We start from the raw sequence: 26,725 nt of genomic DNA, 5'->3' as shown, positions 1-26,725 counted from the left end.
TGAGTGTCGAGATCAGTTTTCTTTGAGTGTCATGAGGTAGGCGACCACGTCTTCCACTTCCTCGGCAGAAAGGATGGTCTTACCGTTGTGATCCTTGGCAACGTTCAAGCCCACTCTGAGTGTGTAGAAGCCGGGCATGATAGTCTGCTCACCAAAAACGTCCTTGCTGTTCACCAGAATTGCGCGCAATTGCGCTTCGCTCCAGCGGTCGGCAACTCCATCGAGTTCAGGCCCGACTTCGCCGTGGAACAACAGATCGTTCAGGTCCGCGTTGGCATGGCAGGCAAGGCAATTGCCTTTCTTGCGGTCTGCAAATGTATCGCGCCCCGCGACTGGATCTCCCTTTGCACCGGTCAGAGATTGCTGCAGTTCCATGTCCACGATCGGAACACTGTCCGGTGCCACCGTTTCCGCGGTTGCCACGGATGCGGCCATGACAGCCAGACCGGCCAGTGCGGCCGACAGGCTTGTTAAAGTCGCGCCCTTCATCATAGTGTTGGCTTTCCTCCTCAATGCGAAACGGGTTCCCGTTTCATAGGCAGCCGGATTCGGTCTGCCCATCCTCCTCATATTAAAAGATATGATTTTTTGCATATGTTATGCAATAGGCTTTTTGTTGAAAATGCAACCATCACTGAATTGGCAAGCCCTATTCCGACTTCAGGCGACCTTCTTCCCGTAACTTGTTGATTATGCGGGCGTGATACTTCTGGAAATGTTCGTCTCCCTCGTAACCTTTTTCGCGAACCCAGCGAAACATGTTGAGGAAAGTCCATTTGCCGAACGCACCCGGCATCGTGGCGACGGCCGTTTCCGGAACGGTTCCGTCGGCAGGAACTTCTTCAGGAAGGAAAACGATGGTTGGTGTAAAAACGAAGCCCCATTTGCGGGCCGCTGTCTTTTCGGTCAGTTCATCGCCATTCAAGTCGATCACTTCCTCATCGCCGAACATGTTGTACTGAACGACCATGAAGTTCTCCTTGATATAATCCGAGACTTCCGGGTCGGAGAGGATCTTCTCGTGCATCTGCTGGCAATAGATGCAACCTCTCTGTTCGAAGATGATGGCAAGCCTCTTGCCCTGTTCGGCTGCAGCCTCGATGTCCTCGCTCATGTCACGGAATGTGACTGCGAACCAGTCCTGTTTGTGCAACCCATCCTCGCCGACCGTGGCGGCGGAGCCGAGCGTTGCGAATGCCATGGTGATGCCAAAAGCGAGTAACAGAGGTTTCCAGATACGCATCGTCTATTCTCCCTGATGAGCTCAACCGATTTGCGTGAAAATCGGGAATGTTTCGAGAAGCCAGAAGGCAATTGCCGACATCTGGCCGGTAATGAAGAGCAGGCCCGTCAAAACAAGCAGGCCACCCATGAGTTTCTCCACCGTGCCCAGATGTTTGCGGAAACGCCCGGCAAGCTTGAGGAACCGGCTGGCAAAGGCAGCAGCCAGAACGAAGGGCAGGCCGATGCCGAGGGCGTAGACCGCCAGCAGCCCAGCGCCATGCCAGGTTGTGTCGGAAGAACCGGCAACAAACAGGATCGCGGCAAGCACCGGACCGACACATGGCGTCCAGCCAAAGGCGAAGGCGAGACCCATGATGAAAGCGCCGACAAGGCCGGCCGGTTTGCTCTCGACCTGGATGCGGGCCTCGCGGAAGAGCAGGCCTATCCTGAAGACACCCAGAAAGTGCAGCCCCATGACAATGATGATCGTTCCGGCCACATAGGACAGAATATCGTAGTAGCGTGCTATGGATTGACCGATGACGCTTGCCGTTGCGCCCAAGGCCACGAAGACCACGGAAAACCCGAGGACGAAAGCAATGGCGGCAAGGATCACGCGCCTTCCGGTGTCCGTGCTTGCGGCGTCACCCTTTAGTTCGTCGACGCTGACGCCGGCAAGGTAGCAAAGATAGGGCGGCACGATCGGCAGCACGCAAGGAGATACAAATGAGAGCAGTCCGGCAAGAAATGCGGCACCCAGGGAAATATCGAGCATTCAAATCCTCCCGACGAATCTCGATAGCGATGGCTTTAAAATATTCAAATATTCATATATATTGCAATCAAAGAAATGCGGAGAATGTTTCATGAGGGCCGTCGCGCAACTGATCACCCTTGTAAGTGTGCTAAATTTAAGTCTTTTTTCGGCTCAAGCCGTTCATGCGGCCGAGCTGATCATGCTTGAGCAGCCGGGCTGTGTGTGGTGCCAGCGCTGGAATGAGGAAATTGGCATTGCCTATCCCAAGACGGAAGAGGGACAGCGGGCTCCCTTGCGGCGGATCGACATTACCGATCCCTGGCCGGAGGACTTGTCAGGCGTGCTGAAGGAACGATTGACCCCGACGTTCATTCTAGTGGATGGTGGTGTCGAAATCGATCGTCTGCGAGGTTATCCGGGAGAGCATTTCTTCTGGCCGCTTTTGTCGGGGATGCTGGAAAAGTTACCTGAAAAGATCAACTAATAATATTGATCTAACGTCCGTCTTGTTCCATGTAACGGAACCAGAGACTATACGTCACCGTGAATAGGTGACTTGTAAGGACAATGCGACCTGATGAACTTGCCGGTCTTCAGCAAAGACATGGACCCAAAAGATCTCGACCAGCTGATGCAGCAGGCGAGAAAAGCAAGCGATTTGCTGAAAGCCCTTTCTCACGAAGTGCGGCTCGTGATCCTGTGTCTGCTGTCGGAAGGTGAGAAGTCCGTTTCGGAGCTGGAAGACATTCTGACGATGCCGCAGGCCGCTGTTTCCCAGCAACTGGCGCGTTTGCGTCTTGAGGGACTGGTTCAATCCCGCCGGGAAGGCCGAATGATCTATTACAGCCTCGTTGATGACGAGGTGAGTTCGATCATTTCAACGCTCTACGAACTCTTCTGCAGAGACGTTCGCCCGCAATCCGACTGACTTTCAGAGCGTTTTGCACATCGCCTTGCACTGCAGCAAGGTCTTCGTTTGCTGTCCGTAGACGGCCCTGCTACGTTTTCGGCGACCGTCAAAGAGCGCATAAGCGCCAAAGCGCGGCAGAGGAAACGCTTCAGGGCCCCGATTGGGGCAAGGATTTATGACAGAGCTGAACCCGATGTTGCTGCTCCCGTTGCTGGGAGTGTTCGCAGGGTGTGTGTTGGGTTTCGTTGCCCGCGCCACCCATTTTTGCACCTTGTCGGCATTGGAACGTCATTGGTACGCGGGAGACAGCAGCAGCTTGCGCACTTGGGTGCTGGCTGCGGTGTCCGCGCTTATCGGAACACAGGTTCTGGTCGCGCTTGGCCTCGCCAACCCGGCAGCTTCTTTCTATCTCTCCTCGGATTTTCCGTGGACGGGGGCTATTCTCGGTGGGTTCATGTTCGGGATCGGCATGGCGCTGGTCGGTACTTGCGGTTTTGGCGCCGTGCTGCGCCTTGGCGGCGGAAGCTTGCGCGCACTGGTCGTTCTGACAGTCATCGGACTGGCCGCGCTGGCTGCGCAGCGGGGGATCGTCGGTATCCTTCGGGTTCCGATCGTGGACGACCTGGCCATTTCCTTCGAAAGCAGCGGCAGCCAATCGTTAGGCGATATTCTTTCGGCAATGACAGGGCTGCACCTGCAGGAAGCCGTCGCGGCGATCATGGCGGCGATCGGTCTTGCCTGGGTTTTCAAATCGGCTTCGTATCGCCACCAATACACAAAGATCGGGGCAGCGCTGGCAATAGGTGGGGTCATTGCGTTCGGCTGGTGGGCAACGACTTTCATTGCAGAAAGATCGTTTGATCCGGTTCAGATCGAGGCCGGGTCTTTTGTAGTGCCCGTTGGCGACACGATCATGCAGCTCATTACCTACACAGGAACCTGGCCTGATTATGCCGTCGGTCTGATTGTCGGAACCTTGATCGGAGCGGTTCTGGCAGCCATGTGGAAACGCGATATCCGTTGGGAAGCGTGCGACGATGCCCGGGAGCTCGGTCGTCATATTCTCGGCGGGACGCTCATGGGGGTCGGCGGAGTGTTTTCCATGGGCTGCACGGTCGGGCAGGGGATAACCGGTTTTTCCACTCTCGCTATTTCCGCCCCGATTGTGATGGTGTCCATGGCATTCGGTGCCAAGGTGGGCTTGGCGTGGCTGATGGAAGGCTCCGCATTTGCAGCCTTCCGCCGTAATCACGATGGCGCCCACCACACCGCGGCCGAGTAACCGCAAAGAGCAGGGCTGCTAGCTGACGGCAAACCGGTAAGCCGAAGACGTTTTCTCAACTCGTCCACTGCCGGGATGCGGGAAGTGGTAGCCGATCAGGCGTGAGCCATCTTGGGAAAGCCGGTCGAGAAGCATCTTGCGGGTCGCGATGCCTTGTTCTGGATCCTGATCAGATCCGGAGATCCAACCCGGTTTCTCGAATGAGATGACGCTGTTGGAAATGGCGTCGCCGACAACAAGAACACTCTCCGAGCCATTGTGGATCATATAGGACATGTGGCCGGGGGTGTGTCCCGCGGTATCAACTGCTTCCACACCGGGCAGCACTTCCTGACCTGGCTTGATCATGGAAACCTGATCCTCGATTGCCTCAAAACGGGATTGAGCGCCGACGACAAAGCTCTTTCTTTCATCCGGCGTTCCGGCAAGCGTTTCGTCGGAGCGCCAGTAATTCCATTCCGTTTCCGGCACCCAGACATTCGCTTCGGAGTAAAGCGGGTCGTCAAACTCATCCAGAATGCCCCAGAGGTGATCGGGATGCGCATGGGTCAGGACGACGTCGGTAATGTCTGCCGGATCGATTTCCGCTTCCTCCAGTTTACCGACGAGTTCGCCCGCACTGGACTGGAAGTTGCTGCCGGAGCCGACATCGAAAAGAACAAGCCGGTCACCGCTGCGCAGAAGGGTGATGTTGCAGTCGGGCGTCAGCGTATCAGTCGGCAGATCATGAGCTGACAGCAAGGCCGTGATTTCTGCTTCGCTCTGTTCCGGCAGCACGAAATTCATGGGCAGGGTCAGGTGTCCGTCCGAAAAAACCGTGATTTCATGATCTCCAAATGCAAAGCTGGTCTCGGCAACGGCTCTGCGCATCGGGCCTGCAAGAGCTGTGGCCGTGAGGGCGAGCCCTCCCGCCAGAATATTTCGTCTCGACATTTGGAACCGGTGCGATCCAGACATTTCTCACTCCACATATTCAAACTTTTGAATTTATCTATGTTTCCTTGAGAAAGGTCAATGCAGAAGACGATTGCGGCCTTCAAATCTGAAGAAAGAACGGCTCCTTCCTGGCTGGAATTCAGGAGTAACTGATGGATTTGACCTATCTGCTGGACCACATTTCCGAAGCCTGGCTCCTCACCATTGGCGGCTTGATAGTTGGTATTGTCTTTGGCGCCTTTGCCCAGCAAAGCCGGTTTTGCCTCAGAGCAGCATCGCTGGAATTTGCCAGAGGAACTCCGAGCGAGCGGTTGCCTGTCTGGTTGCTGGCATTTTCTTCAGCACTGATCGGTACTCAGATCCTGATACAGCTGGGTGAGGTCCAGGCGCATGAAGCCCGTCAGCTTGCGTCCCCTCAAAGCCTGTCGGGTGCTGTTCTCGGTGGGCTGATGTTTGGTGCAGGCATGGTGCTGGCGCGTGGATGTGCCAGCCGTCTCCTGGTGCTTTCAGCAACGGGAAACCTGCGTGCGCTGCTTTCAGGCCTGGTCTTTGCTGTCGTCGCGCAAGCGAGCCTGCGTGGCAGTCTAAAGCCGCTGCGCGAATGGTTCGCCGGAATCTGGACCACGAGCGATATCGGCAGCAACGACCTGACCGCTTTGTTGGGACTGACATTTAATGTGGCGGTTGTCTTTGCCGTTTTCTGGTTTCTGGCAGGTCTGGTCTTTGCCTGGCGAAGCCGGGTTCCTGTTTGGCAGCTGGTCGCTGCCGCAGGAGCGGGGCTGGCAATCCCGTTGGCCTGGTGGTTCACTTCCAGCATGGCCGGGCAGGCGTTTGATCCGGTGCAGGTGGAAGGCGTCACTTTCACAGGACCTTCCGCGGACACGTTGATGTTGGTCTTGTCTCCACCCGGAGATGTCCTTGATTTCGACACGGGACTTGTGCCCGGTGTTTTCCTGGGCTCATTCCTGGCCGCGTTCCTGACGCGCGAACTCTTGCTTCAGGGTTTCGAAGGCGGAAAGTCGATGGCTCGCTACATGACGGGTGCAACCCTGATGGGCTTCGGTGGAATGCTGGCAGGAGGCTGTGCAGTCGGCGCTGGTATCACCGGTGCCTCCATCTTTGCGCTTACGGCCTGGATTACACTCACTGCGATCTGGTTTTCCGCAGCGGTAACGGACAGAGCCCTGAGTGGATACAATGCCTCCAGAAACCTGCCCGCTGGACCTGTTGGAAACAACCCCTGACTTCACTACCCGCGGCCGGGCACGCCTTCTGGGGAGACTCGAACAGCCTCCCAGAAGGCGGCAATGGCTGTGTCCTCGGGCGTGTCAGTCGAAGACATGCCCGTGTTGATATCTTTCGTCCTTGCCGGCGGCCTCGGTCAGGGCTGCAACGTTGGATTTGGTAAAGAAGCCATCAAAGGCCTTGCATCGCTCGATATACTCCGTGATCAGCAGCGTGTGCTGAGAGTGCTTGGAAAAGATCTGCTTCAGATCCGGTGAATCCTTACACTCGCCAACGACATGCGCCAGGAACGGAACGCCTTGCTCGCCCAGAATGCCAACAACATAGTCGACATTTTTCTGGCCTGAAGGATGGTCCCCGTCCAGGATCTCAACTGCCATATGATGCATGCGCCGACCGAAGTTCCGGACGAAATTTTCCGTTGGCATCGGAAGATTTTCGAAGGAATTGACGAATGACGGCGTGTTGTTAGCCGTAAAGACCTTGGCCGGGGACTGTTTGTCGTCTGAGACGATCGGGCAACGGTTGACGTTGGTCGAAGAGTTCATGTCCTGAATGTTGTAGGCCCCCCAGAAGTAGTAGGGTACCATGGTCAGGAATTCGAGAATGGCATCTTCGCGCTCGCCGGCGAGAATGCGGGTTGCCATGTGATCATAGCCGAGCATCAGGCCATCCAGACCGTGAGCCTGGGCAAAATCCACGCCTTCCTGCAATACGGCCCTTTCCTCGGGTGTCAGCTCTAGGCGTTCGCCCAGCCCGAGACCAGCGGGATCGTTGAAATCCGCAGCGGAGTAACCGATACGATTGCCGGTGAAATCGGAGATGTTGGAAAAGAGAACGTTTTCTGCCGTGTAGAAACCGTTTTCGGTATCACCCTTGTATTCAAACCGAATGCTCTGGTCTTCAAGCGTCTTGCGAAGCACGGATGTATCCGGAGAATCAAAAATCTCGCCAACATAGCGGGTGTTCGGTTTGCCGCGAGACATGGGGTAGAGAACGTTCAGCCGCCTGATGTAATCCTCGTACCCATCTGAGAGCGGTTCCATGATGATGAGCGCTGGGAATTCGGGCCTGGTGTGCAGCACATGAAATTTGTGGCTGTTGGACAGGTAGCTGGAGTGGTAGCGATTTGGCGTCATGCGGTGTATTTCCGCCATTGTCGCTATGCCATCTCCGGCATCCACCTGAATGACAATCGCTTTCATACGGCCAACGAGGTCGTTGACGCCGCTGGATTGCCGCCGTTCGTAAATCTTCAGTCTGTATTCATCAAAGAAATCGGAGTTCTTCTTGTCGCCCTTGGGTTGATAGCCGGCATAGTCGAAATTGATCGCGTCCATGGTTCTCTCACCCTTATCCCGTTCAGGTGGCTTGGCGCCCCTTCAGGTCTTCTGTCCTCTCATCTGTGACCATAGGATGGTGAGGTGCCGGGCGCAAAAAGCAAGTCTAAACTGCAAAGTGAACGGGTTTCGCAGCCTGCTTGCATTTTGCCGCATTCAAAAAAGGGATGAGTGTGAGGGCGAATGTGTGAGGGAACTCGCTAAATACGTGAGGTTGAAGGCAAGAAAGGCCGCGTAGTGTACGCGGCCCTTTCTTGAGTGTCTGCCGTTTCGGCTTAGCGATGCGGGAAACCCTCTTTGGCTGTTCCGTTCCAGTCACCCTGGAATTGAAGGATCAGAAGCGAGTCGCTGCCGGATGCCCTGTTGTTGGCTGATTGACGACGGATGGGAACGGGATTGTCGCCACTCAAATCGCCATAGGCCTGATCGGGGAAGTCGGCATAGGCCCGATTGGTATTGCCGCCCCGATAGGCGTTGGCAGATTGCTTTTGCGAGGAGCGAAGGGCTCTTTCATTTTGCGCGCGCATGGTCTGAACCGACAAGGGTTCATTGCCGGACAGATCGCCGAACTGCGTCGCGTTGTCGATCGCATAGGCTGTGCCGATGAATGCACCGGAAACAAAAGCAGCTGCAAGCAGGGGTGACAGAATTTTCCTGGTAGTACGCATAATCAAGCTCCGTATCAATCTACTGTTCTCGACCATGATGACTTTTCCAAAGCATGCATTCATGTGTCATGGTCATAACGTAAGAACGAATTTTTCGAAGACTGGTTCCGAGGTGCTAGAAAAAATAATAAGTAAAGTATCTTGATATTTCGATGTTGTTGGTAATTTCTACTATTATGATTTCAATCTCGTGTAATTTGTCTGGGTAAACTGGATTTGAATTCAAGTAATATTTGTGAGTGATCCGTTTTTGTTTGGGTGAATTCCAGCGATCGGAAAAGTTGCGTTTTTCCCGTTAAGCATCAGAATTACCGCCCGTTGTCCTGGTTTCCAGTTCATCGTTATTGGGGCGGTTGTTGATGTTTTGGAGTTCACCGAAAGTAACAATTTGGTAAGCGTATGTGTAATCCCGTGTAATATCTCGAGCTGAATTCAACTTCAGATGAAATTACTTTGAAATCTGTAAAAGTCGTTGCCCGGCAACACTACATGCGGACCATCGCTCCAGTTGCAAGGGAGGGCCAGATGAGCCGTGTTGAGGACAGTTTTGCGCAAGACCTGAAGTCTGAAATTCCGCACCTGCGCCGTTACGCGCGCTCCCTTTCCGGCTCACCGGAAGCCGGAGATGACCTGATGCAGACAGCTCTTGAACGGGCACTGCGAAACCGGAACCAGTTTACGAGCGGAACCGCGTTGCGCCGTTGGCTCTTTACGATCATCCGCAATGCTCATCTGGACGAGATCCGGAAAACCGAACGTCGCGGTCATCATGTTCCGATCGAGGACTGGTATCACGAAACCCGGCTTGCTCCGGCACAGGAAAAGCGTGTGGAACTCGGTGATGTTGCAAAGGGCATTGAAAACCTGCGACCCGAGGAACGTGATGTCCTGCATCTTCGGGTTTTCTCCGGACTTTCGCACCATCAGATCGCCAGCCGTATGGGCGTTGCGGTCGGAACTGTCAAAAGTCGTTTGTCGCGCGCGCGTCAGTCTCTGGCAGCTTGAGTTTAGTCCCTGGGCTGAGCGATCTTCAATTCTGATCTGCAAGTCCGGACTACGTCTCGCCGAACCGCCTCGCGTAGGCTGACGGCGGGACTCCCTTGACCTTGAGAAATGACCGCCGGAACGTTTCCTCGCTGCCAAAGCCTGCGAGAGAGCAAATCTCCTTGACGGATAGCTGACCGTTCTCCAGCAGTCGGCAGGCTGCTTCCACACGGCGTTGCTCGACAAATGCTGCCGGGGGGAGGCCAACCATTTTTTTGAAGACCCGCGCAAAATTGCGACCGCTCATGTTGGCCCGATCCGCGAGTTGCTCGACAGACAAACGACTGGCGAGATTGTCATCGATCCAGGCCATGAGCTCATCCAGAGAGCCGTTGGACAGGGTGAGTTGCTGTTTCAAAGGCGCGCTGAACTGAGATTGCCCTCCGGGGCGTTTCAGATAAAGAACAAGGACCCGGGCAAGACGGAGTGCCTCGTGGCGACCGAGATCGGCTTCTACCATCGCCAGGGCCATGTCTATGCCGCAGGACACTCCGGCAGAAGTCCAGACTGGCCCGTCCACGACGAAAATGGCGTCTGGGTCAACCGCCACGCCTTGGTTTTCTTCGCGAAGCTCCACGCAATGCATCCAGTGCGTTGTCGCCTTTCGGCCTGCCAGGTGCCCGCCGGCTGCAAGGACAAATGCACCTGTGCAGATCGAGCCGATCCGGCTGGTGTTCTCCACCAACTTGTTGAGACAATGCTGAAGACTTTCATCTTCCGCTGCCTGCATGGCCGAAGCGCCGCCTGAGACAAGCACGATGTCTGTTGGTGAGCCGGAGAGTGAGGCGAAGGACACAGTTTCAAGTGTAACGCATGTATCCGTCGCGATTGGTCCGCCTGGGACTGATGCGAGGGTTACCTCATAAGCCGGTTCGCCACTTGCGGTTCTGGCGTCCTGAAAGACCTGTAGAGGACCAGCAACATCCAGAAGCTTGGTTCCTGGAAACACCACAAAGACAATGCGGTGAGGAGGATTGGAATTCGGTTTGGCAGAAAGTGTGGGCATAAGGTCATTTATGCCAACGGCTGCTGCGATTAGTAAAGGGTGAGTACAGGAGATGCCGGAATGTTAGAACTCAGACCGAATTGCGAACTTTGCGACTGCGACCTGCCTCCAGCAAGCGGTGACGCCCGTATTTGCAGTTACGAATGCACCTATTGCGCATCATGTGTGGAAACCAGATTGCACAACGTTTGCCCGACTTGTGGTGGCGGGTTTACTCCGCGCCCCATCCGGCCGAAGCGGGCGTATCGACCGGAGTTGAAATTGGGATTGGAAAACAATCCTGCCAGCACCAGGCGGAAGCATTCGAAGTTTTCCGCTGAAGAGATTGAACGCTTTGTGACATCGCTTTGCACGATCGAGCCCAACCAAAGGTGAGTTTGTCTGAAGTCACTCGGTGGGCATCGGCTGGCAGTGGGCGATCGTTTCAAAATGCCGTTCGATCTCCCCCCTTCAGGTCCAGCATCTCGCGGGCCTCGTCCGGTGTTGCGACCTCGCATCCAAGATCTTCGACGATGCGGCGGATCTTGGTGACCTGCTCGGCATTGGAATTGGCAAGTTTGCCGCGGGAGATCATCAGACTGTCTTCCAGACCGACTCTGATGTTTCCGCCCATCTGGCTTGCTGTCGTTGCAAACGGCATCTGAGCTCCCCCGGCGCCAAGCACCGACCATTGATAGTCGTCGCCGAAAAGCCGGTCCGCGGTCCGCTTCATGAATACCAGATTGTCGATGTCCGGCCCGATGCCACCCAGGATGCCGAATATGAACTGGATGAAGACAGGCGGTTTGAAGAGCCCGGCATCCATGCAGAACTTGAGATTGTAAAGATGCCCGACGTCGTAGCATTCATGTTCGAACTTTACACCGTGCGCTCCGCCTAGTTCAGAGGCGACGTAGCGGATGTCGGCAAACGTGTTTCGGAAAATGTAGCCTTCCGAGTTGCGGATATAGTCTTCCTCCCAGTCGAACTTGAAATCCTCGATCCTGTCGGCGATTGGGTGGAAGGAAAAGTTCATTGATCCCATGTTGAGCGAACACATTTCTGGGGAGGCCCATTTGGCCGGAGCAATCCGTTCTTCCATGGTATTGACCAGGCTGCCACCTGTCGAAACGTTCACCACAGCATCGGTGGCCTGTTTGATGACCGGAAGAAAAGCTTTGAAATGTTCCGGCGAGATCGAAACCGAGCCGTTGTCCGGATTTCTTGCGTGAAGATGCAGTATGGATGCGCCCGCTTTTGATGCTTCGATGGCCTGATCCGCGATGTCTTGTGCGGTGTAGGGCAGTGCTTCGGACATCGTGGGCGTGTGAATGGCGCCGGTGATGGCGCATGTAATGATTGTTTTCTTGCGTTTGCGGGCCAAGACCGCCTCCTATTTTTTGGAATTGCCGTCAACGACGCGCCGTGAAATCGGGAAGAGCTCAATACCGTAGCGGGCGGCGACAAAGCCCCAGATGCCCTTGGGTGCTTTCAGCATCACCACGATGGCGACGAGACCGAGGATGAGAAGATAGACCGTCCCCAGGTCTGCGAGTGTTTCTCTGAGAAGGAAGAAGATGATCACGCCGATGATCGGTCCCTCGAGCGTACCGATGCCGCCGATGACGACGATGAAAATCACGAATGCGGTCCAGTCGTTCACACTGAAGGCGGCATCGGGAGAAATGCGCAGCTTTTGAAGGAAAATGAGGGCGCCAGTGGAAGCTGTGAGACCGGCAGTGATCACGTAGACCACAAATTTGTGGCGCCAGATATCTATGCCGAAGCTGCTGGACGCGATTTCGCTGTCGCGAATGGCAGTCAGCGCCAGGCCATTGCGGGACCGCAATAAAAGGTAGATCGCAGCCAGCACGATGATTGCCATTGCGAGAGCCAGCCAATAGGTGGTTGCCTCTCGCATCGAGCGGTTTGACGCCAGCGACCGCACAATAGAGACAGGCAAACTGGTTCCCGAACCGCCTCCCAGCGCCGAAACCTGAGCAAAGCTCAGCCGGAACACTTCCGCAATGACCCAGGTGCCGATTGCAAAGTATGCACCTTGGAGACGAAAGATCAGAACGGCCACTGGAACTGCGACCAGAGCGCCCAGAAGCCCCGCCAGAGGAATTGCGGCAAGGGGGGAAATGCCTGCAAACATTGCAAGCGCAAAGAGCATGTATCCGCCGAAGCCGACAAAGGCCTGCTGACCAACCGAAACCAGTCCGGCATAGCCGGCAAGAAGGTTCCAGAGGCACGCCAAGGACAGATAGAGGAAAATTTCGCTGAGGAGCCGCATGTCGGCTCGACCCGCCCACCAGGGGGCAGCTATGAGAGCGACAAGGACGATAAGGCCTAACACGGCAGCGACGCGGCTTGCCGGGGATGATCGGGATATCTGGTAGCTTGAAGTGGTCATCAGTCAATCCGTGGAAACAGGCCGCGCGGCTTCACCGCAAGAACGATCAGAAAGGCAATGTGACCGGCAAGCAGCTGCCAACCCGGATTGATCTGGGCTCCTATGTTCTGGCTGACGCCAAGGATGATGCCTCCGATCAGCGTCCCCCAGAGGTTGCCCAGCCCACCGATGATGACAGCTTCGAAACCGAAAATAAGTCGGCCAGGGCCGATTGAGGGATCGAAACTGGTTCGGATGCCGAGGAACACGCCGGCAATTCCAACCACCGCCAGGGATAGGGCCATTGCAAGGCCGAAGACATGGGCCTTGTTGAGGCCCATCAGTTGGGCAATGTCCTGTTTGTCCGATACCGCGCGAAAGGCCCGGCCGAGAGCGGAGCGATAGAATACCCACTGGAGACTGGCGATCACCGCAACCGAAACCGCGAACATCAAGAGCGGCAGGACGCCTATGTTCAAGTCTCCCGGCAAGGCGATGCTTGCGGTTTCCAGAGTGCCTGCATTCATCTTTTGCGGGTCGGCACTGTAGATTTCCAGCAATCCGTTCTGGATGATGACCGAGAGCCCGAACGTAACCAGGAGGGGCGGAAGAATATCGTCGCCCAATGTCTGATTGAGGATGCCGCGCTGAAGCACATAGCCGATACAGGCCATAAGGGGGACGACCAGCAGAAGCGAGGCAAGCGGGTGCATTCCAACGCCTGTCGTGATGGAAACGGCGAGAAAAGCCGCCAGAACGATAAAGTCGCCGTGTGCAATGTTGACGAGCCGCATGACACCGAAAATCAGCGAGAGACCAGCTGCAAACAGTGCATAGAGACCGCCGAGCAAAACGCCTTGAATGATCGCGTTAATCCAATCCATCTCAAACTCCGAAATAGGCAGCGCTGATCTGTTCCCGGCTCAGCTCGTCAGAACGGCCTTCCAGCGAAATGCGGCCTTCCTGCATGCAATAAACCCGTCCGGCGACGCGCAACGCCTTGGCTATGTCCTGCTCGACGATCACGGCGCTCATGCCGCCACCGATGATTTCCGGAAGAGCGTCATAGATTGATTTGATGATGATGGGGGCAAGGCCGAGACTGATCTCGTCAAAGAGGATTAGTTCGGGGTTCGACATGAGAGCTCGCCCGATTGCGACCATCTGCTGCTGTCCACCGGACAGTGCCGTTGCTGGAACGGAGCGCCGTTCCTTCAGAACCGGAAACAGCTCAAACACTTTCGCAAGGTCCCAGGGCCCTTTCCGGCCCATCTGGCCACCAATGATCAGGTTTTCCTCGACTGACAGGGACTGGAACAGCTGGCGGCCCTCTGGAACCATGGCAATACCCAGACGAGCGACCTGGTCTGCCCGCAAAGTGCCGATCGGGCCCTTGCGAAAGGTCACCATGTCCGAGCCATTTGCCAACAATCCGGTGATCGAACGCATCAGCGTGGTCTTGCCCGCGCCATTGGCGCCAATGATCGCAATGATTTCGCCCTCAAAAACATCGATATCAACGCCGAAAAGCGCCTGAAAATCTCCGTAGTGGGCATCGAGGCAATGTGTGGCCAGCAGCGGTTCAGGCATCGGCGTCTACCCCCATGTAGATCTCCTGAACCTCCCGGCTGGCCATGGTGGCTGTGGGATCGCCATCAGCGATCTTGCGGCCGAAATCGATGACGATCAGCCTGTCGACGACGGATAGCAGTGCATGCACGATGTGCTCGATCCAGATGATGGATGTGCCGGTCGCCCGTATCGTGTTGATTGTCTCGACAAGATCATGGCATTCGTTTTCCGTCAGGCCGCCTGCGATCTCATCCAGCAGCAGCAGCCTGGGTCTGGCGCAGAGAGCGCGGGCAAGTTCGAGGCGCTTGCGGCCAAGTAGGTTGAGGCCGCCTGACAAGGTGTTGGCCTTGTCGATGAGACCTGTCATCTCGAGCATTTCCAGGCAGCACTGGTCGGCCTCACGGGCAGGCAGGCCGGCGCCATGAGCCGCGGCGACAAGAACGTTCTCATAAACCGTCATTCCTGAAAACGGCTGCGGTATCTGGAAAGAACGAGCGATGCCAAGACGACATCGTCGGGCGGCGGAAGTGCGGGTTATGTCCGTACCGTCGAAACAGATTGCTCCCCGGTCTGCCCGGACCGTGCCGGTGATCAGGTTGAACATGGAAGTCTTGCCTGCACCGTTCGGGCCAATCACGCCCAGCGCATCTCCGGCCTCGAGGCTGTAGGAGAGATGATCGGCAACGGTGATTGCACCATAGGCTTTGGAAAGCTCTTTCAATTCTAGGACAGGCGCCATGTAGCTTCCTTTGAAGAAGGGGTGGCGCACGGGATTGTTTCCGTGCGCCGGTTGGTCTTACGACAGCAGTTTCAAGGTGCCGGTGGTGGGGATTTCCGGTGCGCTGTGGTTGGACGTAATGACCAATTCCATTCCGTTCACGCCCTTCTGCCACTGGCCGGCGACAAGCGGGGTCTTGGACACGTTTTTCACTGGGCCAAAACCCCAATTCACATGACCGACGACCGTCGGCAGGTCCGTTGACTGGATCGCTTCCAGGATGGCATTCGGGTCATCGAGATCCGCGCTGCGGCGGATGACATCCGTTGTGACCTCAAACAAGGCGTGCTTGAAACCGATCGGCTGTGTCCACGGACGCCCGGACGACGCAGTGTAGCCATCGGCCAGTTGTCTGGCGGTTTCGTCGGTGAGCGATGAGGAGAATGGATGTTCCGGGGTCCACCAGATTTCCGAGGTCAGGCCGTCTCCACGTTCACCCAGGGAGTCTATGACCGAAGGGAAAAGCAGCGCCTTGCCGATTGTGACAACCTTGGGCTTGAAACCCTGCTGCGCCGATTGTGACCAGAAGGTTGCAAAATCCGGAGGGATCATGTTGCCGGTGACGATCTCGCAACCGGCATCCTTGAAGGCTGAAATGTGCGAGGAAAAGTCGTCGGTAAGGGGTTGATAGCGCCCGGGATCCGTCAAAGCGAACCCGCTGCCGATCAGCGCGGGAGGGAAACCGTGAACTTCGTCTCCCCAAGCATTGCCATCTGCGTCGTTCGGGAAAAGACCTCCGACATTGCGGGCAACGCCGCTTTCCTCCCAAAGCGCAAGGAATGCCTTGATCACGTCTTCCAGGCCCCAGAAGAAGTGATACGTGTAGTCGAAACCTTGGGCCGGGTCGCCGTTGCGGCCGAAAAAGTAAGGCTGCCAGGGGCAGTCCGTTGTGACGCAAGGAACCTCATTGAGCTCGGCCTGATCGGAGACCGGATTTGTGGTGTCCGGTGTCGAGGCAGCCACGATGATGTCGACTTCCTCGCCAAGGATCAGTTCAGAAGCGACTTCTGCCGCCCTGTTGGGATTGGATTGGCTGTCCTTGGAAATGATCTCGACACGGTAGGTCTTGCCGTTGTTTTCAACGCCGCTTGCGAGTGCCTTTTGAATGCCGGCCAGGACATAATCATCAGCCTCGGCAAAGCCTGCAAGCGGTCCTGTGCGCGGACTGACATGTCCGATCTTTATGACCGGATCAGCGGCATATGCCCGGGTTCTTCTCAGGATTGCGGGTGCGGCAAGACCGATTGAAGCTCCAGCCATGAAGCCACGGCGCGTGATGCCAGATTTCTTTCCCATAAGCGTCATCGTATCTCCTCCCAGATGTGCCGTTCATGGTTTCAGGGCACGTCAACTCAAGATGGTTTCAAGCCTCCGCAGGTGTATCGCAACACGTTGGCGGATGGCCTCAGCCTCCTCGGGCGTCCAGCTTTGAAATCCTTCCCCGCTGTTCATTCCAAGCTTGCCTGCCTCCACAAGATCGCGCAGGTAGGGGGAAGGGTTGGGCCGATTGTCGAGATCGGCCAGAACATTTTCATGTATGTCCAGCGTCAGGTCGGTGCCGACCAGATCCGCGTTTGCCATCGGTCCGAGAACGGACAGACGGCGTCCAAAGCTGGCGTTGACAACCGTGTCGACATCGGCTGCCGAACAGACACCGTTTTCAACCAGACTGATCGCCTCACGCCACATGGCGTGCTGCAGGCGATTGCCGATGAAGCCAGCTACGTCTTTTTCCACCCGCACGGGTGTCTTGCCGACGGATGTCAGCAAATCGACCATGGAGCCCATGATCGAATCCGCAGTCCATTCGGTCCGGATCACCTCGACCAGCGGGATCATATGCGGTGGATTCCACCAGTGGGTTCCGAGAGCACGCCATGGATCTCGAAGGTCCGACATTATTGTGGTGATCGGAATTACCGAGGTGTTGGAAGCAAGAATCGCATCGACAGAAGCATGCTTTTCCACTTCGGCGAACAAGGCACGCTTAAGGTCGGGCTTTTCCGGTGCGGCCTCGAATATGACATCCGCACGTCTGACGCACTCGGCAAGATCCGGTTCGGTCCGGATCCGGTTGAGCGTTGCGTCGATCTCAGCCCCGCCCACGCCGAGAGCTGTCAGGCTGTTCTCAACCCGGGTGCGGAGCGCTTCGAGACTGTTGGCGAAGGCGTCGTAGACTGTCACCTGATGTCCCGAGCGGGCGAAGGTGAGGGCAATCCCGTGTCCCATCAACCCGGCGCCGAGAACAGTAATTTTTCTGAGGTCGCTCATTCATCAACCCGCCGTGTAGCCGCCATCGGCATATAGAATGTGCCCGGTGTAGAAGTCGGATGCTCTTGAAGACAGGAACAGAAGCGGGCCGATCAGGTCCTCCGGTTCTCCGAGGCGCCCTTTTGGAACACGGGCCAGAAAACCTTCGCGAAAACCTTTCGCCAATTCGTCGTCTTCAAACATCCAGGCTGTTAGAGGGGACCTGAAGACAGTCGGTGCAATGGCGTTGACGGTTATCCGGTCTGCCCCAAGCTCGCAGCCAAGGGCCTTGGTAATACCGTCGACGGCTGCCTTGGAAGCGCAATAGGCGGTGTATCCGGCCGGGTGACCCAGAAGGCCGCGCGCTGAAGACACCAGAACGATCTTGCCGCCGTCAGGTTGCTGCATCATTTGCGCGGTCGCAGCTCTTGCCAGAAGCCAGGACTGGGTAACATTTGCGTCCATGACGCTGGTGAAGTCTTCCGGCGAAAGATCATTGATCTTGGCAACCTTGTTCATGCCTGAAGCGACCACAAGGATGTCCAGCGAGCCGAAACAATCGGCCGCAGCCGCGACCAATTCCTCGCAAACGTCTGATGTCGAAGGACGTTTGCGGATGGTTTTCACTTCTGCGCCAAGCTGGCGGCAGATTTCAGCTTCCTTTTCCAGCGCGTTTGCATTTCCAGCAGCAAGCACCAGCTTGCAACCTGCTCCTGCCAAAGCTTTGGCAGCGACAGCCCCAAATGCTCCGGAAGCGCCGGTCACCAGCGCCACTTTGCCCTTGATGCCGAACAGCGACAAAGGTTGAGTCCAGATATCTGTCATCAGATCGCCTCCGGCGGGTAGGGAATGACAACCAGCATGGTGCAGGCATGGTTGGATCGGTTTTCAATCGTCCGAATTTCCTCAGGGGCAATGGTGCAGCTGTCGTATTTGCAAAGAACGGTCTCGCCGGCCTCGGTGATCACCGTCATTTCTCCTTCAAGAACGACGTAGACCTTCTCGAATGGCGTCGCGTCCGGTCCGGCGCCGCCACCTGGCAGAAACTGGCTGAGACCGACCCATTGGTTTTCCGGTCCAGCTTCTTCAAAGCCCTGAAGCCGTAACCCCACCACGCCGTGATGGTTGGGAGCCTCGTAAGGTTTTGCGTCCTCGAAACGCTTTACATGCATTGCTTCCTCCCAGACGCAGCATGGCGGACCGCCAATCAGTGGGGCGGTCCGGTGATTTCATCAGAAGCTTTTGCCCGGCTCGATGCGGTATTGCTGACCGCGGTCGATCATCGCAACCAGACGGATGATGCAGCCGTCGCCCCGATCCCAGTTCCATGGGAAAAACGCGAAGGTGCATCGCTTCCCGGTGACGGCATCCAGGTCGCCACCGACATTCTCAATTCCGAGAATTCCGTTGCTGAAGAGCTTGTTGTGGACCGGTTCCCACTCGGGGAAATCATCTTTCCAGTCCCGGCCGCCGGACCACTCCCTGTATTCATCCTCCAGATGCGGAAGGATCGGTCCGTTGCGTTGTGGGCCGATGGCGGTTGCGAGCGGGTGGTCATTTGCCTGGGTGTCGTGACCGACGACCTTCACGCCCTTGTCGACCATCCAGTCGGCCGCCGATGGGACCAGTCCCGGACAATAGGCGAAGTAGTCACCGTCTTCGTACTGCTTGTGCCAGCCGGTGTTGATGATCAGAACGTCGTTCTTGCGAATGGCATGACCGCACGCCTTCTCCAGGTCATCGCCGGTGATCGGTTCCCACTTGTCCTTGGGTATGGAGACGACGAGGCCCGAACCGAAGAAATGGGGCAGGGGGACTTCATCAATGAATGGCGTGCCCTGTACCACGTGAGCCGGTGCGTCGATATGGGTCGTCACATGCATGGTCGTGGTGATGGTCTGAGAAAGAACACCAGACTTGGCCATGTAATGCTTCCGCTCGATCGCGACATCCTTGAAGTAGGGCCAGTTCGGGCATTGAAAGCCGTAGCGGTGGGACAGGTTGTAAAACTCCACGCCCATGTCGTTGTTCAGGTTCTCCTGAAACTCGATCCCGCGAATTGTCACTGACATATGCATCCTCCCGTCAGTCAGCGTATCACTGTATTGCTAAACGGTACATATGCATCGTATCGTGGTCAATAGGAAATCTCGACAGGTAATCCAAATTGGCCTATATGCTGGACAAAGGGCCTGCTTAAAAGGCGCGTTTGTCTTGCTTGTTTCAAGAGAATGAAGTGGTTTGAATGATGGAAACAGGAAATAAAAATCAATCAAATCAAGGTGTTCAAGTAATTTCGCGTGCTGCGGAAATCTTGCGGGTGCTCAAGCGGGACAATTCGGGCTTAAGTCTGGGGCAGATCGCAGAGCGCGTACACTTGCCCCGCTCTACGGTACAGAGGATTGTCAATGCCTTGCTCTCCGAGCGGCTGGTTATGTCTGCTTCCGCTGAAGGGGGATTGAGGCTCGGATCGGAAATTCAATCGCTCGCCGCTGCCGGCCGTGTCAACATGGCAGAACTTGTTCGGCCGGCATTGCAGGAGCTTGCAAGGCAGACCAAGGAAACCGTAGATCTGGCCGTGTTTCGTGACGATCACATGGTTTTCGTGGATCAGGTGATCGGCACCCACCGACTCAGGACGGTTTCCGCTGTCGGCGAGGTTTTTCCAATGACAGACACCGCAAACGGGAAGGCGGCGCTGTCGCTGATGGAAGACGATAAAGTCGTCGCAATCGCGGCCCAGGAATTGAAGTCGGATGGTGAGATCAGACGGCCGTTGTCCGATTTTCTGAAGGAGATTGAAGATGTGCGTGCTTCCGGCATCGCATGGGACCTGAGCGAGCACACGGAAGGAATATCTGCAGCAGGTTTTGCCTTCCAAGATACTGTCGGTCTCATCTATGCGATTTCGGTTCCCGTTCCTTCACACAGATTCGAAGGTCTGAAGGGCGCCTTGGCCGAGAAACTTCTGGACGTGCGCGGAGAGGTTCTGAAGCTGGTTTGAGGTTGGGCCGAGGACTTTCAGTCCGCTTCGCTCACATCGCTCCAGGAAAGTCCGAACTTGTCCAGGTATTTGCGCAGGCGGTCCGCGTCGTTTTGGCTTTTCTTGGTTTTGCGAGAGGCTGAAAAGAGTGCGCGCCCAGCAGCACTCAAGGTAGGGCTTTTCCGGCAAGTGCGAATGACATGTGCCAGCTGAACCTTGTCGAAGGGGTCGATCTGATCGACCGTTTCGCCAATCAGTTCTGATAGAAGCGCTTCGTCAGGGTCGATCTCCGCGCTCTTCCACTGGCGCTCCAATGCATCGATTTCCTGTTCCACCAAGGATAGCGTGATGCGCGCGCGCGGTGAAAGTGTGCACAGGCGTTGAACCGATGCGCTGAGGTCGCGAAAGTTCCCGGGCCAGGGGGTCGCCGGAGAAATGGCGAAATCCAAATATCGGGCATATGCGTCACCGTTGAAGCCGACGCGACTTCCCAGAAGCTTTTCAGACCGGTTCAGTTCAAATTCAATGTTTGGTTCAATATCCTCGCGCCTTTCGGGCAGCGACGGCAGGCGAAAGGTCCAAAGATTGAGGCGTGCGTAAAGGTCGGGCCGGAACCTGCCTTCGGAAACCAGCTGACCGAGGTTGCGGTTGGTGCCGGCGATCAGCTGAAAGCGGCTGGTGATTTCATGATCTGATCCGAGCGGAAGAAAGCGTCCGGTTTCCACCGCGTGCAAGATCATGGCTTGCTCATCAATACCGAGCTCGTTGATCTCGTCGAGGAACAAAACGCCGCCATCTGCCTCCCTCAGAAGACCGCGCCGATCTGAGCTGCCGTTTCCCATTGCGCCTCGGCGGTGACCGAACAGGCTCGACATGGCGCGCTCGCCTTTCAGGGTTGCGCAATTGACATGGACGAGCCGTCCCTTGACCCGTCGCCGTTGCAATTTGAGTTCGTAAATGCGTTCGGCGAGTTCGCTCTTGCCGGTGCCCGTATCGCCTAGCAGCAGCAAGGGGGCGTCGGAGTTTGTCGCGACCAGCTCGATCCGCTCAATCAGGCTGTTGAAACCCGGATTTCTTGTTTCTATGCCGGCCTTCAGAAGAGCGTTGTACTCTTCGGCAATCAGATCAAAGCGCTGCTGGAGGGCGTCGTAGCGGGACAGGTCCAGGTCGACGATGTTGTAATTGCCGGTGACGTCTTCATCGTCCCGGCGTGGCGGAGACGTCTGTACGAGCTTGGCCGGGATGTGGCGGGATTCGGTCAGCAGAAACCAGCAAATCTGGGCCACATGGGTGCCGGTGGTCAGGTGGACAAAATAGTCCTCCCTGTCCTCGTCAAAGCCGTAGTCCCGAGCGAAATCGAACAGGGCACCATATACCTCCTGAAAATCCCAGGGGTCTCCAAGGTCAACCTGTTGCAGCAGCACTTCAGTTGCCGGACTGGCGTCTTCAATCTCGCGCTTTACCTTATGCGCAAGCCGATGAAAGTCCCGGTCGTAAAGGAGCTCGAGGCGGTGAATCGGAAAGCTGCCATGCTGGGTGACGGCGATTGATGGCCGCCAGCGGCGCTTTTTCCCTGAATCGAGCTGGGTGCCGAGAAAGCCAATGACGACGTTCTTTTTCACTCAATTATCCATACAGATAAAGTTGTAGATACATATATAAGAATATTCATTGTCTTTAATGTCAATAGCGGATTTGTCTGAATTATTTCAATAGTTTAATGAGTTTGTCGATTTTTGTTTTGCGGTGATCGGGCGCCGGGCATTCTCCTTCTCAACAACGACACGAGGGACACGGTCCTTCGGAAGACAGGTTCGAGGAGTGAGATCATGGCGAACAAATTTCTGTTTGCGCCTTTTAGAGGGCGACATTCCGGCAAGGTTGACACCAGAAACCTGGCTGGCGGCGAGGCATACAAATATGCAGATCGTCAAAAGCTGGCTCAGCTGGCTGTAACCGGCACTATTGGCGATCTCTACTATCAGAATGCCGAGATGGAGCTGGATCAGGTGCTCAAGGCAGCTGAAGCTGTTTCGGACGAATTCCTGGCCAAGACCGCGGTCTACGCCCGGCAAAAGGGCAGGATGAAAGACCTTCCGGCGCTTTTGCTGTCGGTCTTGGCATCTCGCGATCCGGTTCTGTTGTCCAGGGCATTTCCGCAGGTGGTGACCAACGGCAAGATGCTGCGCAACTTCGTGCAGATCATGCGCTCTGGTCAGACCGGGCGAAAGTCGCTGGGTACCCGGCCGAAAGCGCTGGTGCGGGGATGGTTGAACTCAACTTCCGAATATCAGTTGCTGCAGGCAAGCATCGGTAACGATCCGTCGCTGGCGGATGTTATCAAGATGGTGCATCCGAAGCCGCGTGACGAGGAAAGGGCGGCGTTGTTCGCCTGGTTGATCGGCAAGCCGTGCGATGTCGGAAAACTGCCTGAGAACGTACAGGACTATGTGGCCTACAAGGAGAATCCCAAAGGTCGCGATGTGCCGGATGTGCCGTTCCAGATGCTGACGCATCTGCCTTTGTCCAAGGACGACTGGACGAAACTGGCGTTGAACGGCAGCTGGAACATGGTGCGGATGAACCTGAACACATTTCTGAGGCACGGCGTGTTTGAAGGAACGCTGTTCGGGAAAGCGCATGCCGTCCAGCAAGTCGCAGACATCCTGAAGGATCCTCAGCGGATCAGGAAGGCCAATGTCTTCCCGTATCAGTTGCTGACTTCCTATCAGGCGTTGTCTTCGGACATGCCGGTGGAGATCCGAGACGCGATGCACGAGGCGATGGAGCTTTCCGTTGCCAACGTGCCGTCCTTCAAGCGGCGGGTTGTGGTCTGCCCGGACGTATCCGGTTCCATGGGGTCGCCCGTGACCGGCTACAGAAAAGGGGCGAGCACGCAGACGCGCTGCATCGACGTGGCTGCCCTGGTGTCCTCGGCCATCTTGCGCCAGAACCGCGATGCAATGGTACTGCCCTTCGAGGTCAGTGTGCGCAACGTTGTTCTGGAGGCACGCGACACAATCATGACCAATGCCCAAAAGCTCATGGAGCAGTGGGGTGGCGGAACGAATTGTGCAGCGCCGCTGGAATGGCTGAACAAGAACGGTCAAGCGCCCGATCTTGTCATCCTGGTGTCGGACAACCAGTCCTGGGCAGGTGCTCAGGGCGGTGTAACCACGGGTGTGATGCGAGAATGGATGGTGCTGAAACGGCGCAATCCGGAAGCCAAGATGGTGTGCATCGATATTGCGCCCTACGGGACGACGCAGGCTCAGTCACGGCCTGACATCCTGAATGTCGGAGGATTTTCCGATGCGGTGTTCGAGCAGATTGCGGCCTTTGTTGAGGGCCGCATGAACGCAGACCAGTGGGTCGGAGAGATTGAAGCGATCGATTTGGCCTCATAAGACTGAGCGCGGCGGGGTTTGCGCCCGCCGCGTTCGCCGAACAATCAGGCGAATGCCGAAGGAACTACATTGCTCCAAAATGGGACCAAGTCCGAGTGGGTTCGACTCCCCTCCTTGCAGGCGCTCTTAGGCTCGAGCGGGACACCCGGGTTTCTTCTTTCTTGTCACCTGTCCAAAAGAAAGGAATTTCAACCGTGGCGGATGCCGACGGAACTACATCCACACCGGTAATGCGTGGGTCGAGCCATGCCATCGCGAGTGCGCGATGTCGTCTAACGAGGAAGGACGCCGGACATGTTTCGTCACAAACTTGCCGCCACACCTTTTCAACCAGTCAGGGCGAATGCTTGCAGAACTACATCGACTACGAATCGCCAGGTTGCGGGTTCGAATCCCGTCGCTGCAAACATCTGATGCAGCGTAGCTCAACGGATAGAGCAGGAACGTTTTGCACCAACTTGTCGCCCTGGCTGGCATCGATCTGAACCGAGACTGCGGCGTATGCCGCTTCAAGGGGGACACGAAACTCATACTCTCGGCGGATGCCGGCAGGACTACATCTATGGAACAGACTGTCCTGCCATGCCTTGCCGCCAACATTTTTAAAACCGCAGATCAGGGCGGATGTCCGCAGAACTACATCGACTGTTAATCGCCAGGTTGCGGGTTCGAGTCCCGCCGCTGCAGCCACATGATGCAGCGTAGCTCAATTGGTAGAGCAGGACGTTTTGCACTCACCTTGCCGCCCTGATCGGCACTGACTCGAACATGGACATGCAAGTGCGGCTCTGCCGCGATGCCGGGGATGCCGGCAGGATTACAGGTAGACGCCTTCCGACGTGGTCGGGAGGGGTTGATGAATTCATCCCATGCCGGTTCAAATCCGGCCCGGAGAAATCCGGTGGCGGAAAATCAATCTTGCCGACCCTTGCCCCGCGAAGCCTGGCGGATGCCAGCAGGACTACAGTGAGTGTCGCCGGTGCAACTCCGGCCCGCGTCAAAGCGGAGAGGTCTTGCGATTCCGTTTGCCGCCAGGCTGAAATGAAGGAAATGAAAAAGATGACGACTGAAACGGCAAGTGAAGAACTGACCAGCGAAATGCTGGCGGGTTGGGGGCACCAGCCAGGCAAAGCTTTCGGTGCGGCTTTGCGTGACGGTCAGGCCGCACTGCAAAAAGGAGACAGTCTAGATGCAGTTCGGCAGATGCTGGAAGGCTACAAACCCGCACCTGTTCTGCCGCTCGCGGCTTCTGGAGAAAAACCGTTTCACATCAACATCGAGGCGGAAACCGAAGACGAGAAGGCAAACCTGGAAGCGGTAAAGCACCACATGACGGAGCTGATGCGCACGCCGACAATTGAAGCCGGTGCAATCATGCCGGATGCCTGTCCGGCGGGGCCGCTTGGTACCATCCCCGTTGGCGGTGTTGTTGCGGCGCGTGGCGCGATCCATCCGGGGATGCACAGTGCCGATATCTGCTGTTCGGTGATGATGACCGAGTTCGAAGACGCCGATCCGAAGGTTGTTCTGGATGCTGCGCATCAGGTTACACACTTCGGCGCTGGAGGGCGTGCCAACGGCAAGCGCTTCACCATGTCGATGAACCTCTTTGACAGCTTCCGGGAAAACCGGTTCCTGAGCAATCCGAAGATCCTCCGCGCGGCGCAGGAACATCTGGGTACTCAGGGAGACGGCAACCATTTTCTGTTTGTCGGGATTTCCCGAAAAACCGGCAAGACGGCGATGGTGACCCATCACGGTTCGCGTGGACCGGGGGCCGGGCTCTACAAGATCGGCATGAGCGTTGCTGAGAAATTCCGCAAGAAGCTTTCACCGAAGACCTTGAAGCAGAATGCCTGGATCCCGTCCGATACGGAAGAGGGGGTGGCTTACTGGGAAGCCTTGCAGTTGATCCGCAAGTGGACCAAGGCCAACCACAATGCCATTCACCAGGCAACGGTGGAGGGTGCCCGGGTAGACTATGCCGAGCGTTTCTGGAACGAGCACAACTTCGTCTTCGAGCGGGACGGGCTCTATTACCACGGCAAAGGAGCAACTCCGGCCTGGGACGGATATGCCTCGGATGCAACCGGTCTGACCCTGATCCCGCTCAACATGGCCGAGCCGGTCCTGGTTGTGCGTGGCAGGGATGCCGGCCATGCGCTGGGCTTCTCACCGCATGGAGCAGGGCGTAACTACTCCAGGACCGAGCACAAGCGTCGATCTGCCTCCAGAACGCCGGAAGAAATGCTGAAAGCGGAAACGGAGGGGCTCGATATTCGCTTCTTTGAGAACAAGGCCGATATTTCCGAGTTACCGTCCAGTTACAAAAAAGCGGACTCGGTGGTGGCTCAGATAAAGAAATTCGATCTGGCCGAGATCGAAGACTACATCGATCCATATGGTTGCATCATGGCCGGTGAAATGGAGCCGTTCTGGAGGAAAAACAAGGGAGCAAGGCGGTAATCCGCCTTGTTCCATCACGTAGTGAATTAAACATGGACTGGATAACAGGCAGAGCGAGCGAACACTTAAGCCGGATGCTGAAACTCCCGGCGGATGGAGATGAGCAAGACTGGGATATTCAGCTTGCGAACAGTGCGCGGCTCCTGGAATTCATCAGGCGCTATCCGGAGTTTTCGGTCGATGATGAATACGCCTTCGCTATGGCTGCACTTATCATCGCGAGTTTTGATGAGCGGCTACTAGAAAGGATTTATCCGTTGGGCGAGGAGTTTTACGAACTCATGCGGATTGCAGAGTTTGACGTAACCCGAATGTACACGGAGGAGGAGTGTCAACTTTGGGCGAAGATCGCTGTGATCCTCAAGTCCGACAAGGGATTGTTTGACGCGCTCATACGATACTGGGCTGCCGAGGGTAAAAAGGAATGTGCGTTTGCTTGTACTTTGTTTTTCCGAAACGAATTCTGTGATCGGATGTGACCCG

Annotated in this window: 28 protein-coding genes and 1 pseudogene; 11 read left to right on the top strand and 18 right to left on the bottom strand. The window is 56.2% G+C overall.

The window, feature by feature from the left end:
• Positions 1-12: 12 nt before the first annotated feature.
• The 3 genes from soxX to ABLO27_RS18015 form a co-directional block, all read right to left on the bottom strand.
• Complete coding sequence (gene soxX / locus ABLO27_RS18025; RefSeq protein ID WP_353034425.1) at positions 13-492, bottom strand: sulfur oxidation c-type cytochrome SoxX; 480 nt, start codon at positions 490-492, stop codon at positions 13-15.
• Between the two features lie 157 nt (positions 493-649).
• The gene (locus ABLO27_RS18020; protein WP_417714804.1) at positions 650-1,243 is read right to left on the bottom strand and encodes a SoxW family protein; all 594 of its coding nucleotides are present in this window, start codon (positions 1,241-1,243) and stop codon (positions 650-652) included.
• A 21-nt stretch (positions 1,244-1,264) separates the two neighbouring features.
• Positions 1,265-1,999, bottom strand: coding sequence for a cytochrome c biogenesis CcdA family protein (locus ABLO27_RS18015; protein WP_353034424.1), 735 nt, complete (start codon positions 1,997-1,999; stop codon positions 1,265-1,267).
• Between the two features lie 91 nt (positions 2,000-2,090).
• Between ABLO27_RS18015 and ABLO27_RS18010 the strand changes: the two genes are divergently transcribed.
• From ABLO27_RS18010 to ABLO27_RS18000, 3 genes are all read left to right on the top strand, one after another.
• The gene (locus tag ABLO27_RS18010) at positions 2,091-2,465 is read left to right on the top strand and encodes a transcriptional regulator (protein WP_353034422.1); all 375 of its coding nucleotides are present in this window, start codon (positions 2,091-2,093) and stop codon (positions 2,463-2,465) included.
• Positions 2,466-2,558: 93 nt separating this feature from the next.
• Positions 2,559-2,909 carry an ArsR/SmtB family transcription factor gene (locus ABLO27_RS18005; RefSeq protein ID WP_353034420.1) on the top strand — a complete coding sequence of 117 codons (351 nt, stop codon included), beginning with the start codon at positions 2,559-2,561 and terminating at the stop codon, positions 2,907-2,909.
• Positions 2,910-3,066: 157 nt separating this feature from the next.
• Positions 3,067-4,173 (top strand): YeeE/YedE family protein, encoded by a 1,107-nt coding sequence (locus ABLO27_RS18000; RefSeq protein WP_353034418.1) that lies wholly within the window; start codon positions 3,067-3,069, stop codon positions 4,171-4,173.
• Between the two features lie 18 nt (positions 4,174-4,191).
• Here the strand turns inward: ABLO27_RS18000 and ABLO27_RS17995 are convergent, their stop codons facing one another.
• On the bottom strand, positions 4,192-5,130 hold the full coding sequence (locus tag ABLO27_RS17995; RefSeq protein ID WP_353034417.1) for an MBL fold metallo-hydrolase: 939 nt from the start codon (positions 5,128-5,130) through the stop codon (positions 4,192-4,194).
• 131 nt (positions 5,131-5,261) lie between these two features.
• Here ABLO27_RS17995 and ABLO27_RS17990 point away from each other — a divergent pair, with 131 nt between their 5' ends.
• Positions 5,262-6,353, top strand: coding sequence for a YeeE/YedE family protein (locus tag ABLO27_RS17990; RefSeq protein WP_353034416.1), 1,092 nt, complete (start codon positions 5,262-5,264; stop codon positions 6,351-6,353).
• Between the two features lie 84 nt (positions 6,354-6,437).
• Here ABLO27_RS17990 and ABLO27_RS17985 read toward each other — a convergent pair whose 3' ends face one another.
• Both ABLO27_RS17985 and ABLO27_RS17980 read right to left on the bottom strand, forming a co-directional pair.
• On the bottom strand, positions 6,438-7,694 hold the full coding sequence (locus ABLO27_RS17985) for a hypothetical protein (protein ID WP_353034415.1): 1,257 nt from the start codon (positions 7,692-7,694) through the stop codon (positions 6,438-6,440).
• Positions 7,695-7,969: 275 nt separating this feature from the next.
• Positions 7,970-8,362 (bottom strand): hypothetical protein, encoded by a 393-nt coding sequence (locus tag ABLO27_RS17980; RefSeq protein ID WP_353034414.1) that lies wholly within the window; start codon positions 8,360-8,362, stop codon positions 7,970-7,972.
• Between the two features lie 525 nt (positions 8,363-8,887).
• On the opposite strand from ABLO27_RS17980, the gene ABLO27_RS17975 reads away from it, so the two are divergent.
• On the top strand, positions 8,888-9,367 hold the full coding sequence (locus tag ABLO27_RS17975) for an RNA polymerase sigma factor (RefSeq protein ID WP_353034413.1): 480 nt from the start codon (positions 8,888-8,890) through the stop codon (positions 9,365-9,367).
• Between the two features lie 49 nt (positions 9,368-9,416).
• Here ABLO27_RS17975 and ABLO27_RS17970 read toward each other — a convergent pair whose 3' ends face one another.
• A complete protein-coding gene (locus ABLO27_RS17970; protein WP_353034412.1) occupies positions 9,417-10,412 on the bottom strand; it encodes a GlxA family transcriptional regulator in 996 nt (331 codons plus the stop codon).
• A 60-nt stretch (positions 10,413-10,472) separates the two neighbouring features.
• Between ABLO27_RS17970 and ABLO27_RS17965 the strand changes: the two genes are divergently transcribed.
• Positions 10,473-10,787: a DUF1272 domain-containing protein gene (locus tag ABLO27_RS17965; RefSeq protein ID WP_353034410.1), complete on the top strand. Its 315-nt coding sequence runs from the start codon at positions 10,473-10,475 to the stop codon at positions 10,785-10,787.
• A 49-nt stretch (positions 10,788-10,836) separates the two neighbouring features.
• On the opposite strand, the gene ABLO27_RS17960 is transcribed toward ABLO27_RS17965, so the two are convergent.
• The 10 genes from ABLO27_RS17960 to ABLO27_RS17915 are packed head-to-tail and all read right to left on the bottom strand — an operon-like array spanning position 10,837 to position 19,458.
• The gene (locus ABLO27_RS17960) at positions 10,837-11,775 is read right to left on the bottom strand and encodes a 3-keto-5-aminohexanoate cleavage protein (RefSeq protein ID WP_353034408.1); all 939 of its coding nucleotides are present in this window, start codon (positions 11,773-11,775) and stop codon (positions 10,837-10,839) included.
• 9 nt (positions 11,776-11,784) lie between these two features.
• A complete protein-coding gene (locus ABLO27_RS17955; RefSeq protein WP_353034406.1) occupies positions 11,785-12,807 on the bottom strand; it encodes a branched-chain amino acid ABC transporter permease in 1,023 nt (340 codons plus the stop codon).
• Positions 12,807-13,670 carry a branched-chain amino acid ABC transporter permease gene (locus ABLO27_RS17950; RefSeq protein ID WP_353034404.1) on the bottom strand — a complete coding sequence of 288 codons (864 nt, stop codon included), beginning with the start codon at positions 13,668-13,670 and terminating at the stop codon, positions 12,807-12,809. The genes ABLO27_RS17955 and ABLO27_RS17950 overlap by 1 nt, the downstream gene beginning before the upstream one ends.
• A 1-nt stretch (position 13,671) precedes the next feature.
• Positions 13,672-14,376, bottom strand: a complete 705-nt coding sequence (locus ABLO27_RS17945) for an ABC transporter ATP-binding protein (RefSeq protein ID WP_353034403.1) — start codon at positions 14,374-14,376, stop codon at positions 13,672-13,674.
• Entirely contained in the window at positions 14,369-15,097 is a 729-nt protein-coding gene (locus ABLO27_RS17940; protein ID WP_353034401.1) for an ABC transporter ATP-binding protein, read from the bottom strand. The genes ABLO27_RS17945 and ABLO27_RS17940 overlap by 8 nt, the downstream gene beginning before the upstream one ends.
• Positions 15,098-15,154: 57 nt before the next feature.
• Positions 15,155-16,432, bottom strand: a complete 1,278-nt coding sequence (locus ABLO27_RS17935; protein WP_417714812.1) for an ABC transporter substrate-binding protein — start codon at positions 16,430-16,432, stop codon at positions 15,155-15,157.
• A 51-nt stretch (positions 16,433-16,483) separates the two neighbouring features.
• On the bottom strand, positions 16,484-17,407 hold the full coding sequence (locus ABLO27_RS17930) for a 3-hydroxyacyl-CoA dehydrogenase family protein (RefSeq protein WP_353034397.1): 924 nt from the start codon (positions 17,405-17,407) through the stop codon (positions 16,484-16,486).
• Positions 17,408-17,410: 3 nt separating this feature from the next.
• Positions 17,411-18,211 (bottom strand): SDR family NAD(P)-dependent oxidoreductase, encoded by an 801-nt coding sequence (locus tag ABLO27_RS17925; protein ID WP_353034395.1) that lies wholly within the window; start codon positions 18,209-18,211, stop codon positions 17,411-17,413.
• Positions 18,211-18,558 (bottom strand): cupin domain-containing protein, encoded by a 348-nt coding sequence (locus ABLO27_RS17920; protein WP_353034393.1) that lies wholly within the window; start codon positions 18,556-18,558, stop codon positions 18,211-18,213. Before ABLO27_RS17920 ends, ABLO27_RS17925 begins: the two co-directional genes overlap by 1 nt.
• Before the next feature lie 60 nt (positions 18,559-18,618).
• Complete coding sequence (locus ABLO27_RS17915) at positions 18,619-19,458, bottom strand: cyclase family protein (protein WP_353034391.1); 840 nt, start codon at positions 19,456-19,458, stop codon at positions 18,619-18,621.
• 173 nt (positions 19,459-19,631) lie between these two features.
• Here ABLO27_RS17915 and ABLO27_RS17910 point away from each other — a divergent pair.
• A pseudogene (locus ABLO27_RS17910) lies at positions 19,632-19,808 on the top strand (helix-turn-helix domain-containing protein); the annotation flags it as partial.
• Positions 19,809-19,820: 12 nt separating this feature from the next.
• On the top strand, positions 19,821-20,390 hold the full coding sequence (locus ABLO27_RS17905; RefSeq protein WP_353035059.1) for an IclR family transcriptional regulator: 570 nt from the start codon (positions 19,821-19,823) through the stop codon (positions 20,388-20,390).
• Between the two features lie 17 nt (positions 20,391-20,407).
• On the opposite strand, the gene rtcR is transcribed toward ABLO27_RS17905, so the two are convergent.
• The gene (gene rtcR / locus ABLO27_RS17900; RefSeq protein ID WP_353034389.1) at positions 20,408-21,991 is read right to left on the bottom strand and encodes an RNA repair transcriptional activator RtcR; all 1,584 of its coding nucleotides are present in this window, start codon (positions 21,989-21,991) and stop codon (positions 20,408-20,410) included.
• 207 nt (positions 21,992-22,198) lie between these two features.
• Between rtcR and ABLO27_RS17895 the strand changes: the two genes are divergently transcribed.
• The 3 genes from ABLO27_RS17895 (at position 22,199) to ABLO27_RS17885 (ending at position 26,721) form a co-directional block, all read left to right on the top strand.
• Positions 22,199-23,776 carry a VWA domain-containing protein gene (locus ABLO27_RS17895; protein ID WP_353034387.1) on the top strand — a complete coding sequence of 526 codons (1,578 nt, stop codon included), beginning with the start codon at positions 22,199-22,201 and terminating at the stop codon, positions 23,774-23,776.
• 1,059 nt (positions 23,777-24,835) lie between these two features.
• Positions 24,836-26,242: an RtcB family protein gene (locus tag ABLO27_RS17890; RefSeq protein ID WP_353034385.1), complete on the top strand. Its 1,407-nt coding sequence runs from the start codon at positions 24,836-24,838 to the stop codon at positions 26,240-26,242.
• A 32-nt stretch (positions 26,243-26,274) separates the two neighbouring features.
• Complete coding sequence (locus ABLO27_RS17885; protein ID WP_353034383.1) at positions 26,275-26,721, top strand: hypothetical protein; 447 nt, start codon at positions 26,275-26,277, stop codon at positions 26,719-26,721.
• Positions 26,722-26,725 lie beyond the last annotated feature (4 nt).

This window comes from Roseibium sp. SCP15 (genome assembly GCF_040329435.1).
Taxonomy (GTDB): domain Bacteria; phylum Pseudomonadota; class Alphaproteobacteria; order Rhizobiales; family Stappiaceae; genus Roseibium.
The sequence above is the reverse complement of the archived record's forward strand: the minus strand, read 5'-3'. Positions and strand labels throughout refer to the sequence as shown.

Bases quoted from the DNA above. Each gene is read 5' to 3' on its own strand.
- soxX (WP_353034425.1), bottom strand. From the start codon at position 492: ATGATGAAGGGCGCGACTTTAACAAGCCTGTCGGCCGCACTGGCCGGT.
- ABLO27_RS18020 (WP_417714804.1), bottom strand. From the start codon at position 1,243: ATGCGTATCTGGAAACCTCTGTTACTCGCTTTTGGCATCACCATGGCA.
- ABLO27_RS18015 (WP_353034424.1), bottom strand. From the start codon at position 1,999: ATGCTCGATATTTCCCTGGGTGCCGCATTTCTTGCCGGACTGCTCTCA.
- ABLO27_RS18010 (WP_353034422.1), top strand. From the start codon at position 2,091: ATGAGGGCCGTCGCGCAACTGATCACCCTTGTAAGTGTGCTAAATTTA.
- ABLO27_RS18005 (WP_353034420.1), top strand. From the start codon at position 2,559: ATGAACTTGCCGGTCTTCAGCAAAGACATGGACCCAAAAGATCTCGAC.
- ABLO27_RS18000 (WP_353034418.1), top strand. From the start codon at position 3,067: ATGACAGAGCTGAACCCGATGTTGCTGCTCCCGTTGCTGGGAGTGTTC.
- ABLO27_RS17995 (WP_353034417.1), bottom strand. From the start codon at position 5,130: ATGTCTGGATCGCACCGGTTCCAAATGTCGAGACGAAATATTCTGGCG.
- ABLO27_RS17990 (WP_353034416.1), top strand. From the start codon at position 5,262: ATGGATTTGACCTATCTGCTGGACCACATTTCCGAAGCCTGGCTCCTC.
- ABLO27_RS17985 (WP_353034415.1), bottom strand. From the start codon at position 7,694: ATGGACGCGATCAATTTCGACTATGCCGGCTATCAACCCAAGGGCGAC.
- ABLO27_RS17980 (WP_353034414.1), bottom strand. From the start codon at position 8,362: ATGCGTACTACCAGGAAAATTCTGTCACCCCTGCTTGCAGCTGCTTTT.
- ABLO27_RS17975 (WP_353034413.1), top strand. From the start codon at position 8,888: ATGAGCCGTGTTGAGGACAGTTTTGCGCAAGACCTGAAGTCTGAAATT.
- ABLO27_RS17970 (WP_353034412.1), bottom strand. From the start codon at position 10,412: ATGCCCACACTTTCTGCCAAACCGAATTCCAATCCTCCTCACCGCATT.
- ABLO27_RS17965 (WP_353034410.1), top strand. From the start codon at position 10,473: ATGTTAGAACTCAGACCGAATTGCGAACTTTGCGACTGCGACCTGCCT.
- ABLO27_RS17955 (WP_353034406.1), bottom strand. From the start codon at position 12,807: ATGACCACTTCAAGCTACCAGATATCCCGATCATCCCCGGCAAGCCGC.
- ABLO27_RS17950 (WP_353034404.1), bottom strand. From the start codon at position 13,670: ATGGATTGGATTAACGCGATCATTCAAGGCGTTTTGCTCGGCGGTCTC.
- ABLO27_RS17945 (WP_353034403.1), bottom strand. From the start codon at position 14,376: ATGCCTGAACCGCTGCTGGCCACACATTGCCTCGATGCCCACTACGGA.
- ABLO27_RS17940 (WP_353034401.1), bottom strand. From the start codon at position 15,097: ATGGCGCCTGTCCTAGAATTGAAAGAGCTTTCCAAAGCCTATGGTGCA.
- ABLO27_RS17935 (WP_417714812.1), bottom strand. From the start codon at position 16,432: ATGGGAAAGAAATCTGGCATCACGCGCCGTGGCTTCATGGCTGGAGCT.
- ABLO27_RS17930 (WP_353034397.1), bottom strand. From the start codon at position 17,407: ATGAGCGACCTCAGAAAAATTACTGTTCTCGGCGCCGGGTTGATGGGA.
- ABLO27_RS17925 (WP_353034395.1), bottom strand. From the start codon at position 18,211: ATGACAGATATCTGGACTCAACCTTTGTCGCTGTTCGGCATCAAGGGC.
- ABLO27_RS17920 (WP_353034393.1), bottom strand. From the start codon at position 18,558: ATGCATGTAAAGCGTTTCGAGGACGCAAAACCTTACGAGGCTCCCAAC.
- ABLO27_RS17915 (WP_353034391.1), bottom strand. From the start codon at position 19,458: ATGTCAGTGACAATTCGCGGGATCGAGTTTCAGGAGAACCTGAACAAC.
- ABLO27_RS17905 (WP_353035059.1), top strand. From the start codon at position 19,821: ATGTCTGCTTCCGCTGAAGGGGGATTGAGGCTCGGATCGGAAATTCAA.
- ABLO27_RS17895 (WP_353034387.1), top strand. From the start codon at position 22,199: ATGGCGAACAAATTTCTGTTTGCGCCTTTTAGAGGGCGACATTCCGGC.
- ABLO27_RS17890 (WP_353034385.1), top strand. From the start codon at position 24,836: ATGACGACTGAAACGGCAAGTGAAGAACTGACCAGCGAAATGCTGGCG.
- ABLO27_RS17885 (WP_353034383.1), top strand. From the start codon at position 26,275: ATGGACTGGATAACAGGCAGAGCGAGCGAACACTTAAGCCGGATGCTG.